Raw genomic sequence first — 12,563 nt, 5'->3', positions numbered from 1 at the left:
GGTTTAGGGATGTCCACCAGTAGTAAACGGATAAAATAAATGAACTTTGAATGTTACGGCCCCTACGAGCTAAATTGGTGGGAAGATAATGACCGTTGGAGAGCGGACTTTTGGAAACAAGTCGAAGCCGAATATGACGGGTTGTCAGAGGCGATAGGGTGCTATGTTTTTTGCTTGCGGTTTGGAGAGAAATATCTGCCGTGGTATGTCGGTCAGACCCTTAATCAATACGGCTTTAAAGGTGAGGTGTTTGAGAGCCATAAGGTTTCGCATTATGAGGAGCTAATGGATGAAAAACAAAGGCATCAACCTCATTTAATGTTATTCCCTCTCATGACGGAGGAAAACTGGAATTTCTCGAAAAACAGGTCGCAAGGATCAGAACAGATAGATTGGCTAGAGACCACGTTAATCAGTATGGCATATTCGGCCAACCCAGAAATAAGAAATATGTCAAAAACCGCTTTCTCACGTTACATATACGTCAATGGAATTATTGGCGCTCAATATCCAGGCCGAAAAACTGATGCGGCAAGAGTTGCGTCAAAAATGTTTAACCTTAGCTAAGTTTCTTCATAATTATTACAGTTCAGGTTATGCCTGTAATATCTAATTTCTGTCAGTATCGTCTTGGCGACATCGTTAGTATGGCATTTTGAGCGCCTAAGCAGTCGTAAATTGGATAAGATGATTTAAGCCGCGTTATGTTAAGGTAAGCATGGAGTTTAAACTCTCCATCTTGTCTAAGAAATACGCCATACCTAATTCCGTCTGTGACAACCAACCGATCACATCCGTGTTTGTCAGCATAATTTTCGGCTTGTGACTGGGCAGTAAGACAGGAATTTCCTCGTTTTTTAACTTCTACAACGGTTGTGAGGTTTTTAGTGTCTCTCGGTAAAGCAGAGAAAAGTGCTACATCGACCCGGTGCCACTCAATGGCCATGCGCTGCGGTGTCCATCCGAGGTTTTGCAAAAAAGGTATAACCAAATAAGCGATTGTTTCGGCCTCGGAAACTTTAGCCTCGCTCCGTGCGTACCATCGAGCAATCCTAACGAGTTCATCCATATTCTGTGAAAGCTTATTTATCGACCCGCTTGCCATTCCATTGTCGAACAAATATTCTGAAATTTGATCAAGAGTTGTTCCGCGATCAATATCTTCGGGCAACGTTTTTACCTCCGTCAAAATTTCGAAATTAAGAGAAAGCTCTTTGATCCATTCCAGCACAGTTTTAGACTTAAGTTTCTGCGTAGTGTCGCCCCGCTTAAATACTTTTTCTCCGAAATTCTGACGCTTAGTGTATAGCCACCGAACGCGCCGGATATGCTGTAAATCCCATCCATCAACATCGCCAAAGCTGTTATTCCAGACGTAATCGCCCACAATAACGCCAATCGCGACCCCGATTTTTTGGCCAAGTTTCAGGACTACAATGTCACCGTCCTTCATTTCTTCAGCAAACCGCCATAAGCCAGTGCGTTTTCTAGGGCGGTTCATGCTCTCCAGATAACTGCGATCTTTTTCTTCTGGCCAGCTTCCATATGCGCCGGGGCCATTTAGGATTACATCCCAATTCAAACATTCCTTAGAATAGCTTCTATTTCCGTCGCCGGAGGCCTGCTCCCAAACTTGCCTATTTTCGATTTTCACTTTTATCCTTTCAGACAAACATCTGTTGCAGAAGGCCTTTTTTAAAAGTCTGCATTCGGTCTATTTGAGCGGAGACGGCTCTGACTTTCTCATCCAACATGGAAAGGAAACTGGCTATTTTTTGTTGCTCGTCGGGGTGGGGATGAGGAATATTGATCTTCCCTAGATTTCCTTTTGAAATGCCAAGCACTGAAATGCCCTGAGCGAACTTCATTATTTGAAGTTGTGCTTCAAATGTCTGTAATACATATCCATAAAATCCTTTTGCAGCCTGCTCAACGTCCGGCCGTGCAAGATATGTGTGAAGGCCTGCCAAAACTCGTTTGCCGCCCAGGTCGACAATTTCGATGGTTTTACCTATGTCCGCATAATCTTCAGAAGCATCCGCAATGACTAGATCGCCTTCGCGGCAAAATTCTTCTTCAGTAATTTTCATAGGTACGTCATCGGTATTTATATATGGTACAATTTCGTCACTTAATTTGAACCGAGACTGGAACTTAGAATGAATGTCTCCATAATGAATATTGAAAATATTGCCCGAGACGTAGTTAAGGGTTGCGCGCGATAAATTGTTCGTGCGCAAAAACGAAAAAACTTCATCAAACCGCTTGAATTTCCAATCTGGGAAGTCGGAGCCGTCATCGGTTTTGAAGCGGATTTCTTGGGAAAAGATTTTTTGCATTACGCCTTTTTTATAGCGAGTGAGCTGGTCATGTTTCGCGCGCAGGAGCAGGATTTTTTTATCCACCGCCTTCAAGAAGTCCGCAATCTTTTTTTGTTCTTCAATTTCGGGAATAGTTACGTTCAGAGAGGACAGTTGTTGACCATAAACATGAACAACAGAATTGCCTTGCGCTAGCCTCGCAACATTTGGCTTTAGTTTTCCTCCGATATAATAAGCAAGAAATCGGCCATCATCTGTTGTGTGGAGAATGTTAATATCGCCACCTAAAGCTATGCCAGGCCGCATAACGCACGCCGCAACAGCTATGTCCCACGCAACTTCACCAGATGCGGGAACAAGAACCTCATTCCCATTGCTCAACCTCAAATTGATAGGGTCAACATTCGTACAAGAAACGGTTTCATCTATTATTTCGCCGTACTCAGTATATAGTTCTCCATACCTTATGCACGGAGTTGCCCCACCGTCATGAATATCTGATTTCGAAATGCCTTTACCTTTGGAGAAATCAGAAGGCTTGGCTAGTAATTTACTACGCCAATCTAACCCAAATTCCGGAAACCTCAATTCAGGGGTGGCAGTCATTTTCCTACAACACCTAAACTTGACGCAAGAATTCCTGCTGAAATCAAAATTCCAATGGTTGATATTGCCAATGCAAGAACACTAACTTTGATCGCCACTTTTGCAGTTTGGCGGCTCGCCCGTGCAGATTTTTCCGCCGCCACAATTTGTAACAGCCCTATAGACGCATTCGTATTCGTAAGATTTTGCCCTCTTAGGCTTTGTAGAATTTCGGAAGTGAAGCTTTCAAGCTCTTCCTCAGACAATTCCGGCATGGGGCGTTCCGTATAGCCTTCCAGCATTCGAAAATTAGTCATAGCGGCGCCTCTATCCCTAGTTCTTTACAATAACCTTTAATCCTCTCGTCTATCGCATGTGTATCCACGTTAATTTTCGCTAGCGCATCCGTCACCGCATTCAAATCCACTTCAGGTTCTGGCTCAAACGTATCCACATATCGCGGGATGTTGAGGTTGAAATCGTTCTCAGCGACCTCACTCATTGGCGCGACATAAGAGAATTTGTCTTTAAACTCGCGAGCGGAGTAAGCCTCCACTATCGCAGCAATGTCTTTTTTGCGTAGGGCATTCTTGTTCTTGGCCTTCTCAAAATGTTCATCTCCGCTGGCGTCGATGAACAGAATGTCATCGGGGTTTTCGCGGCATTTTTTGAACACTAGAATGCAGGTTGGTATGGAGGTGCCATAAAAGATATTGGCGGGGAGGCCGATCACAGCATCAAGATAGTTTCTATCTTCGATCAGGTAACGGCGGATATGTCCTTCCGCCGCGCCGCGAAAGAGCACGCCATGGGGCAAGATGATTGCCATAGTGCCGTTCTCATCCAGATGGTGGATCATATGCTGCACAAAGGCGAAGTCAGCTTTGGATCTAGGCGCTAAGCGGCCATATTGAGAAAACCGATCATCACTCTCGAAGATCTGGTTAGCACTCCATTTGGCGCTGAATGGTGGGTTGGCGACAATGGCTTCGAACTTCAGATGTGTATGTTCTTTGGCTGGGTGGGTTAGCGTGTTTTCCTGTCGAATATCAAAACGTCTGTAATGCACATCATGCAACAGCATATTCATCCGCGCCAAGTTGAAAGTCGTACGGTTTAGCTCTTGCCCGTAGAACATTGGCTTTGCGTCTTTAGCCAATTCCCGCTCTACACGAAGCAATAGCGAACCGGAACCGCACGTTGGATCATAGACGTTTTTGATCCGGTCTTTGCCCATAGTCACAATTTTAGCCAGAATAGTCGAGACTTGGGATGGCGTATAAAACTCACCGGCTTTCTTCCCCGCGCCGCTGGCAAATTGCCCGATCAGATATTCATAAGCATCGCCTAGAACGTCGCCTTCAATATTCTCCAGCTCGAAATCGATCATATCAAGATGCACGATCACCTTGGCGATTAGTTCGTTTTTCTGATTTTCAGAACGACCTAATTTGGTCGATGTCAGGTCTAAATCTTCAAATAGCTTGTCGAAATCTTGCTCACTTTCCGTGCCTAAGGTGCTCTGCTCAATGTTGTTCATCACCTTGGTCAGGTCATCGAGAATAAATTCGCCGTTCTGACCGCTTTTTGCGAGCCGTGAGAACAATTCAGACGGTTTGAGCATATACCCTAGCTCCGCCACCGCTTCTGTACGCACGGCCACCAGATAGGCTTCTCCGTCCGCGCTGGTCTCATCTATCGAAAGGTATTCAATACCGTCTTGTTCTAAAATCTTATTGGCGTAGAGGTACATTTTCTCAGACAGATATTTGTAGAAAATGAAACCGAGAATATAATCGCGAAACTCATCCGCGCTCATCTTTCCGCGAAGTTCATTCGCGATGTCCCAAAGCTTACGTTCTAATTTTTTCTTTTGTTCAGCAGTCATGCGATTCAGTCGACTGATTTGGGTTAAGGCCGAGTTAAGATTTTCCGGCCTGTAAAAGATTGCAGTTATCAATAATTCTTATGCATCTTAAGCATTGCCAAATAGGCCTCTGAGTGAGTGCCTGAATGATTCTCCATTCCAGGCTTAGTCAAGCACCCCCTTGGCGTGACATGGCTATCTATGCGTCTCTGAGGCCTTTCATGCCATCCAATATTGAAAGCCCCGAGCTTGGGATAGAAACACATGTAGGAATATGGAACATTATCATGAATGTACCACGCCAGTGCCTTCCAGTCCCCTGTTTGTTCATAATAAGGAATATAACCCTGAACAACGACCGTAGCCATTGCGCCTACACAGCCATTTTTATCTTTCTGATCCCAAATATGCCTAGAAGCATTTCGTTTGTTGCTCGAACAACCTAGCGCATTCTGATTTCCGAACTGGTTAACTTCAGGACTACGATAGGCTGATCTTATTGAAATTCGCCCCAAGCGTTCTTGCAAAGGCTCAAGTACTAATTGACAGAGATTCTTTCCCGCCTGAATTGCCAACTCAGGATTTTCAGGGATGTTCGGTATTCCATAGTAATTAGAAATCTCTGAATAGAGCATATCGCGCATAAAAAACGACTCTGACAATCGAACACGACCAAGGGCTTCCAGAGCCCTAAAAGCATTTGGTTTTTGCATAGAGATATTCGTATTTAGCTAGATTTTTTTAACGCCCACGCTCTCATTATACCAAAAGATTATGTCTAAATTTTGTTTTCTAAAATCAGGTAAGCGTTAGTACGCTATTGTATCAACGCGATTGTATGTTGGCATGTTTCGTTGTTCACTATTCCCTTAGCCGTCGCATTATTCATTCCGCCAAATCCATTTTGGGCCCTATATTCCATATAGATTACGTGTTGACCATTTTCGTCACGCGGAGTTATACGGGTTTTTACGTGCTCGAAGCTTTTCGGATCGCGCATTCGCGATTTAATTTCAGACATAAACTCAGGGTGAGCCCCGCTCCAAACATCTAAGCAATGTTCTCCAAGCCTTTTGTCCTCAGAAGTAAAAGGGTCTCCGTCGTAACTGACGCAAGTTTTTAATATTAAGCCAAAAAACACTAGAAAAATTATTGTTCCGCACCACAATTGGAGTTTGGAGTGTGCGGGACTAAAAGCTCCACATTCTGAGCATCTGTTGTCATCCTTACCTACCAACCCTCCACAATTTCTGCACAGTTTTGGTTTTTGATCTACATTTTCGACACTCATACAACACTCATTACCACACTCAATTATCTGAATTTAAGATAATCTAATATTCAGATTATCTCCAGCGTTTTCTTCATTTTTGATGAGATGCCTTCTTGGAAAAAACGCTCGGTTCAGATCGCCATAAGTCTCTAATTCGTTTTCTCATTGCGAAAAGAGAAGCGGCTGGTTTTACTCAAAGTGAATTGGCTCGGAGGCTAGGGGAATACCAATCATTCGTGGCACGTTTAGAAAGCGGTCAAAGAAGGATTGATTTGGTCGAGTTCGAAACTTTCGCTGAAATACTTGGTTTTGACCCCAGAGAGTATTTCGTTCAAGTCGATTAGGTTTCTCTTTCGCTTGTAGGGTCTGCTTGGGGCTTTTCATTTGTCAAACATCACTCATAGAAATACCTTCATTGGTTACTTATACCCGTCAGCGTCAAGTTCTGAATATTAACTCATTAAAACCTCGCCCTCTTATGCATTCGCAGTCTTTTACACCAAGCCCAGTTATTTCATCCTTCAGTGTACCTGGGTACACGAATTAGGTATCTGAAAAATGCCTTGGAAATTTTAAGAGCAGCTCAGAAAGCGATCCCCAAAAAGCAGTCTTATAGACTTGTATTACTGATACTCCTCATCATAATTTATCTTCGGTAAAGGAGATAATGTTTTCTCATACGGAAATTTCATTCCATTACTCTTCATGCTTGCCTCACGGGCTGCAAGGTATCGTTTCTGGCGCTCAAGGATGTGCTTCTCCCGCTCAAGACTGCGACGTTCGCGTTCCATCTCCTCGGCCATCTCATCAATCTTACTGCGGCCTTCCCGAATATCGGCGGCTTTCTTCTCGGCTTGGTCAGCGGTCATACCTCGGCGGCGCATTTGAAGCTTCCGCCTTTCGGAGCCTTCGACATCGAACTTGTGCCGAAGAGTTTCCCTATCTCCGAAGGCAAGCAGGAATTTGTAGATGTGGATCATAAACATCTCAGGGTCGGGAGACAACGGCATTGAGTTCATCCAGTGAAAGGTTGTCTCGCGGAGTAAACCCCAATCAGGGACTGCCCAGTCAATAAGCTCGGTCGGGCTCAAATCTTTAAAGGCCTCATTCTTCATGGCGTGCTTAAACAAACCCCTAGCTTTTGGAGACCAAGGTGTCTTCGGGGCGTCAGGCCAATTCTCGGCGAAGGCCTTCGCCCAATGCGCCTGTACATCGTTTACGTTATCGGATTTCCGGTATCGGGCCTCGCGCTTCGCAAGCTTCTCGGCGCTATGCTTATTTACGGCCTCAAGGGTCTCCTCTAACTTAGTCCTCTCACGAGAACGGATAGGAGTTTCTCGAGAAGAAAGACTGAGCGAGGCGTCGGCCGAGCCTCTATCTTTTTCTTTAAAAGTTCTTTTCAAGGTTTCTTTCTTATTGGGTCTCAATTTTGGTACAGATCTATTCTCACTATTATACCCCCCGGTCTTAATCTGAGTATTGTTTTGAGCGATTACCTGTAACTTGTCGTCGTTGACCCACGTTAAATTCAATCCATAGGTTTGTGCAATTTTGGTTTCACCAGACCTAAAAATTAACCCTTCTTTATTTAACTCTTTAAGGCATCGTGCAACTGTGGCCCGACTCAAACCTGTCCCATTCGTCAAATTGACGATCCCATTTGTAAAGTGTTTGAAAGAAATCCGTTCTGTTGATTTCTGCCACCCTAATGTACGATCTAAAATGAAGCTTAAAAGCTTAAATTTTGCGGGAGAAACTTGCCCCATCAACACGCGATCAATTTCCTGCCTCACTAAAGTGCGTTGAAAAATTGTCATCTTTGGAGCTGGTAGGATATAGTCACCGCTTTGTATTACTGGTATTAATTTTTCCATTTCATGTATCCAAAAAAAAGTGCTTACCATTTGCCACTTACAGCTACTGTGAGAGTTAGCTGCTTCCGTATCGGAAACTCGCATCTATATTGATATTAATTCTCAAAAAGCGCCCTTATATCTTCCACTCTCCATACTGTTGTTCTTGGCCCAAGTTTCTTCGGCTTCGGAAATACGCCGTCTTTGACGCCTTGCCACCAAGTGGACTTAGATACGGGAATTGGGCCCTCAGGTGCTAATATTTGAGATAGCCTTACCAGGCCGGTTTCTGGAAATTTTATGTTATCCATTAGTATTCTCCTTCGGTTACTTGTGTCCGAGGAGATCTTACTATGTTTGAAAATTAGATTCGAGAAAACGTAGTCTCAAAAGCCCCCATAAGAATCTCAAAACTATTATGAGTACAATAAATTCAGTAGATTTATTTCACCATAAACCCTAAGATTTAGAAACATTTAGGAGTCCACAATCTTCGTATTCCTTTAATTTTTTCTTGACTGAAGACAAACTAATTTGGTCTCTGAAGGTTTCTTCGTACCATTCACTCAGTTGTTGTGCTAAGGCATCCTGTTTAATGTGGATGGTACCGTTGTTCGTGATTTTGAGCGATTGAGCAAGAACTTTATTCCAGTGCTTCTGAGGTCTACCGATACTCGTAGTTTTTTCGCTGCCAATAGGTTTATCGGAAACATCTAATGGCAAAACTCGGAGTACATCCCGCTTAGACATTCTTACTAGCAAATAAACTTTATGTGGTATCTCTAAGGAAGATGCATCCCACGATATACTGTCTGCATTCCAAGCTTCAGCTGGGATATTTGAATAGGGTTTAACTTGGGAGTTTCGGTTAGCCAAAAAATCATTGAAGTTTTCCTGAACTTCCAATCTGTAATTCACGCCTTGGCTTTCCGAAGCATTCAGTAAAATGCCTTCTGCAACCAAGCTACTTGATCTGAGTAGATACAAAATCCTGTTCTTATGAACCTGGAGCTTAATTTTCAGCTCTTTTACCCACGTTGTACTGTATATTTCGTGTTCAGTTGCTCGTTTGATGAAGTTGGATTTGTGAATTGCAATCTTTAACCTATTTGACTCGAAGAAAGAATTACTTGGCAGAATAGAATTCAAGATCGGACTTTCTGATCGTTTTGATGCTGAGCGTTGATCATTCCGTAATAATGTCTGAACCGCCCTTTCGTAGTGGTCAGCTTTTCGAAGGCGCTCGTCGTTTACCTGTTGCTCTTTGGCCCGCATCAATTTCGGATCTTTTCCTACACCTAAATAGTCTGTTTGTGTTGGCGTGAGAAAGGCTGGTGACACTAACTCCGCTATATCAAACAAATTAATGCCTAACTCCTCCAGTGATTCTCTGACGTCCGCTTTGTAAATGTTCAATATTTTGGTGGGCAATATTCGGAACGCAATCCAATTAAGAATATCCGGTAAAAACCAATGTTCTGGGTCTTGATCATGTAAAAACCATTTCTCTTGAACTTCTTTTTGACTTTCATCCATCGGACAAATCAACTAGCCTTCCTGCCCACCATTCGGCAATTTTAACCCGCTCTTCCCAATATTGACTTCGGTTATAGGCTCGGCGCACCGCATTCTTGTCTTGCCTCGAAGAATAGGCCTCAATCGCGTCAGGGTTCCATAATCCGCTCTCATTGGCAAACGTTGAAAATGTCGAACGAAATCCATGTGAAGTAGCTTCATCCGGCCCAAACCCCATTCTGCGCAAGGCTTGGTTTAACGTGTTTTCGCTCATAGGCTTGTGCGCGGATGTTTGCGCCGGAAATAGCAAGTCGCCCCAGCCTGTCAGCGCTTTGAGTTCTTTCAAAAGCTCTAGCGCCAGATCAGTCAGGGGCACGGCATGGGGTCGCCGCATTTTCATCCGCTCCGCTGGCACGTTAAAAACACGCGCTTCTAGATCAAATTCATCCCAGCGGGCTTTCCGTAATTCGCTAGGACGTAAGGCAAAGAGCATTAAGAGTCTCAGCGCGATCACCGTCATCCGTTTTCCCCCGTAATTATCCAGCGCCGTTAAAAATCGCTTCAATGTCTCTTCATCCGTTATGGCCGCCCGATGGGTAACGGTCGGACGGATTAAGGCGTCTTTTAAGGCAAAGGTCGGGTCATTTTCGGCTTGTCCGCTGGCCACCGCATAACGGAAAACCCCGCCAATACGGGATCGCATCCGCTTGGCGGTTTCATATTGCTCCAGCTTTTCCCGCTTGCGAAGGGTCTTTAAGACGATTTGCGGCGTAATTTCTGCGATAGGCATATCGCCAAAATCGGCGCGGGCATCGTCTAAGAGCCATTCCATTTTCTTGATCGTGACTTTCGCCCTACCCTCTTTACGGGCTTTCTGGACAAATAGGTCAGCGAATTTGTTAAAGCTGTTCTCGGCCTTGCCAGCGGCCACCGCTTTGGCCTCGGCTTTTTCCGCCGATGGGTTTATGCCTTTGGCGAGTAAGGCGCGGGCGTCATCCCTTAATCGGCGGGCGTCCTTCAAACCAGTAGCGGGATAGCCTCCAAAGGACAAAAGCCCCTCTTTGCCTTCATGACGAAACTTGAACCGCCATAAGCGCGATCCATTCGGAGTAACATTGACGTAAAGCCCGTCAAAGTCAGACACCTTATAAGGTTTGGCTTTGGGCTTTAATGCCTTAATTTTTGTATCTGTCAGCGGCAATCCATCATCCCAGCCAGAGGGGGTATGTTTTAGATACCCCCAATTATACCCCCAAATCGGTCGGATATACCCCCACCACGCTGGACGTGTCTGGACAACCTATAGCCAATAACCTACGGCATTGCTAGGAAAATCGGACTTTATCGGATGTTAAGAAATAGTGATTTGGTGCCCTGGAGAAGACTCGAACTTCCACGTCCATACGGACACTAGCACCTGAAGCTAGCGCGTCTACCAATTCCGCCACCAGGGCACGTCATTGTGGTGCGGGCATTTAGCGGTGAGACCTCTTGTCGTCAATCATTTTTGACGGCTTACAAAGCCTCTTATCCCAAGAGAGGATAGCTCGCTTCCATCCTGTAAACGTTCGGCCCTCTCACCTTTTTCCAGCTTGAAAAAAGCAAAAATTCATCGACTAAGAAAGGCCCCGCCTCAAAATTGGCGAGGCGCTGTTCAAAGCGGATAATACGGTCAATTGAGGCGTCCTTTTTTAAGTAAGCCAGGGTCACATGCGGGATGAATTTTCGCTTTTCCATAGGGATCCCCACACGCCGGGCCGCCACGCGGCAGTGATCATGAATGCGGGTCAGAGAGGGATGCGGGCTAACCCCGGCCCAAAGCGAGTGAGGCTCGGTTTTGCCGAAATGATTGACGCCTTTCAACGACAAATCAAAGGAGGATAGCCGCAATCGGGCCAGTTCGTGGTCAAGCTCTTCGGCGTGGTCATCATCCACCTCGCCGAAATAACCGACCGTGATATGAAGCTTTTCGGCCTCTGACCACCGCGCGCCCGACACACCCCGTTGGATATGGGTGAGAGCCGCAATCGTGCGCGGCTGCATCTTGATGGCGGCAAAGAGTATCATTCTGCTAAAATTAACTAAGCCACCGGGGAGCGATATGATTGATGGATGCGATGGGCCTCTTTCTCCATTTCTTCGGTCCAGTCGATTTCATGAGCGTCAATGTTTTCGGCGAGCTGGTCCATCGTGGTCGCTCCGATTATATTAGAGGTCACAAACTGACGGCTTTCAACGAATTTCAAAGCAAATTGTGTTGGAGTAAGGTCGAGCTTCTTCGCGGTTTCATTGCAATCGCCGATCGCGGCTTTCGCCAAGTCATAACGTCCAAGAAATGTCGGAAAGAGGTCCTTGCGGGAGCCTTTCGGTGTCGGTCCGCTGTCATACTTGCCCGTTAGCATCCCCATCGCCAGAGGTGAGTAAGCCAATAGACCGACTTTCTCGCGCATGGCGATTTCCGCCCGCTCATAATCGAAACGTCGCGCGACCAGACTGTAAACACATTGATTGGAAACCATTCGCGGCCATCCATTTGTCTCAGCGACTTGCAAAAACTTCATGGTCGCCCAGCTCGATTCATTGGATAGGCCTATGTGACGAATATTTCCTTTTTCAACATGGCGATTTAGCGCCCCTAGGATATCTTCAAACGCGACCATGTCGTCTGTCGCATAGTCCTCATAGCTGTGAAAACCAAAACCGTTGATAGGACGATCCGGCCAGTGAAGCTGGTACAAGTCAATATAGTCTGTTTTGAGCCGCTTGAGCGACTTCTCGACGGCTTCGTCAATTTGGGCTGGCGTTTGGCGCGTCAAATTTTCAGAATCGCGGGTCCACGTCATTTCGGAGCGTCCAACGACTTTAGTGGCCAGAATATATTGGTCGCGGTTTTTCCGCGCCTCTATCCAGTTCCCGATATAGGTTTCTGTCCGGCCTTGTGTTTCGGCGCGGCCCGGCACAGGGTACATCTCTGCCGCATCGATAAAGTTTATCCCCCGGTCCATGGCGTAGTCGAGTTGGGTATGGGCTTCGTCTTCGGTATTTTGCTCTCCCCAGGTCATAGTGCCCAGACAAACAGACGTGACATCAATATCTGTTCTTCCTAAACGGCGTTTTTCCATAGCGGTAAATCCTGTAATTTTTAACGC

Annotated in this window: 13 protein-coding genes and 1 tRNA gene; 2 read left to right on the top strand and 12 right to left on the bottom strand. The window is 45.5% G+C overall.

All coding sequences use genetic code 11. The annotated features are described in order from the left end of the window. Window positions 1–39: 39 nt before the first annotated feature. On the top strand, window positions 40–567 hold the full coding sequence (locus ACNA05_RS05595) for a hypothetical protein (RefSeq protein ID WP_415810422.1): 528 nt from the start codon (window positions 40–42) through the stop codon (window positions 565–567). Between the two features lie 52 nt (window positions 568–619). Here the strand turns inward: ACNA05_RS05595 and ACNA05_RS05590 are convergent, their stop codons facing one another. The 5 genes from ACNA05_RS05590 to ACNA05_RS05570 form a co-directional block, all read right to left on the bottom strand. Further along, window positions 620–1,654, bottom strand: a complete 1,035-nt coding sequence (locus ACNA05_RS05590; protein ID WP_415810421.1) for a hypothetical protein — start codon at window positions 1,652–1,654, stop codon at window positions 620–622. Between the two features lie 10 nt (window positions 1,655–1,664). After that, window positions 1,665–2,927: a restriction endonuclease subunit S gene (locus ACNA05_RS05585; protein WP_415810420.1), complete on the bottom strand. Its 1,263-nt coding sequence runs from the start codon at window positions 2,925–2,927 to the stop codon at window positions 1,665–1,667. Next, a complete protein-coding gene (locus ACNA05_RS05580) occupies window positions 2,924–3,223 on the bottom strand; it encodes a hypothetical protein (RefSeq protein WP_415810419.1) in 300 nt (99 codons plus the stop codon). The genes ACNA05_RS05585 and ACNA05_RS05580 overlap by 4 nt, the downstream gene beginning before the upstream one ends. After that, on the bottom strand, window positions 3,220–4,794 hold the full coding sequence (locus ACNA05_RS05575; RefSeq protein ID WP_415810418.1) for a type I restriction-modification system subunit M: 1,575 nt from the start codon (window positions 4,792–4,794) through the stop codon (window positions 3,220–3,222). Before ACNA05_RS05575 ends, ACNA05_RS05580 begins: the two co-directional genes overlap by 4 nt. Window positions 4,795–4,862: 68 nt before the next feature. Further along, window positions 4,863–5,486 carry a hypothetical protein gene (locus ACNA05_RS05570; RefSeq protein ID WP_415810417.1) on the bottom strand — a complete coding sequence of 208 codons (624 nt, stop codon included), beginning with the start codon at window positions 5,484–5,486 and terminating at the stop codon, window positions 4,863–4,865. A gap of 673 nt (window positions 5,487–6,159) precedes the next feature. Here ACNA05_RS05570 and ACNA05_RS05565 point away from each other — a divergent pair. Then, window positions 6,160–6,390, top strand: a complete 231-nt coding sequence (locus tag ACNA05_RS05565; protein ID WP_415810416.1) for a helix-turn-helix domain-containing protein — start codon at window positions 6,160–6,162, stop codon at window positions 6,388–6,390. Window positions 6,391–6,669: 279 nt separating this feature from the next. On the opposite strand, the gene ACNA05_RS05560 is transcribed toward ACNA05_RS05565, so the two are convergent. From ACNA05_RS05560 to ACNA05_RS05530, 7 genes are all read right to left on the bottom strand, one after another. Then, complete coding sequence (locus ACNA05_RS05560; RefSeq protein WP_415810415.1) at window positions 6,670–7,920, bottom strand: hypothetical protein; 1,251 nt, start codon at window positions 7,918–7,920, stop codon at window positions 6,670–6,672. 95 nt (window positions 7,921–8,015) lie between these two features. Further along, window positions 8,016–8,210 carry a helix-turn-helix transcriptional regulator gene (locus tag ACNA05_RS05555; RefSeq protein WP_415810414.1) on the bottom strand — a complete coding sequence of 65 codons (195 nt, stop codon included), beginning with the start codon at window positions 8,208–8,210 and terminating at the stop codon, window positions 8,016–8,018. A gap of 148 nt (window positions 8,211–8,358) precedes the next feature. Next, on the bottom strand, window positions 8,359–9,435 hold the full coding sequence (locus tag ACNA05_RS05550) for a hypothetical protein (RefSeq protein ID WP_415810413.1): 1,077 nt from the start codon (window positions 9,433–9,435) through the stop codon (window positions 8,359–8,361). Next, on the bottom strand, window positions 9,428–10,615 hold the full coding sequence (locus ACNA05_RS05545) for a tyrosine-type recombinase/integrase (RefSeq protein ID WP_415810412.1): 1,188 nt from the start codon (window positions 10,613–10,615) through the stop codon (window positions 9,428–9,430). The genes ACNA05_RS05550 and ACNA05_RS05545 overlap by 8 nt, the downstream gene beginning before the upstream one ends. Before the next feature lie 166 nt (window positions 10,616–10,781). Further along, window positions 10,782–10,868: transfer RNA gene (locus ACNA05_RS05540), tRNA-Leu, on the bottom strand. Between the two features lie 73 nt (window positions 10,869–10,941). Beyond that, the gene (thpR, locus tag ACNA05_RS05535) at window positions 10,942–11,481 is read right to left on the bottom strand and encodes an RNA 2',3'-cyclic phosphodiesterase (RefSeq protein WP_415810411.1); all 540 of its coding nucleotides are present in this window, start codon (window positions 11,479–11,481) and stop codon (window positions 10,942–10,944) included. A gap of 14 nt (window positions 11,482–11,495) precedes the next feature. After that, a complete protein-coding gene (locus ACNA05_RS05530; RefSeq protein WP_415810410.1) occupies window positions 11,496–12,536 on the bottom strand; it encodes an aldo/keto reductase in 1,041 nt (346 codons plus the stop codon). Window positions 12,537–12,563 lie beyond the last annotated feature (27 nt).

Origin of the sequence: Litorimonas haliclonae, from assembly GCF_965138505.1 — a bacterium.
GTDB classification, from domain to species: Bacteria; Pseudomonadota; Alphaproteobacteria; order Caulobacterales; family Maricaulaceae; genus Litorimonas; species Litorimonas haliclonae.
The sequence above is the reverse complement of the archived record's forward strand: the minus strand, read 5'-3'. Positions and strand labels throughout refer to the sequence as shown.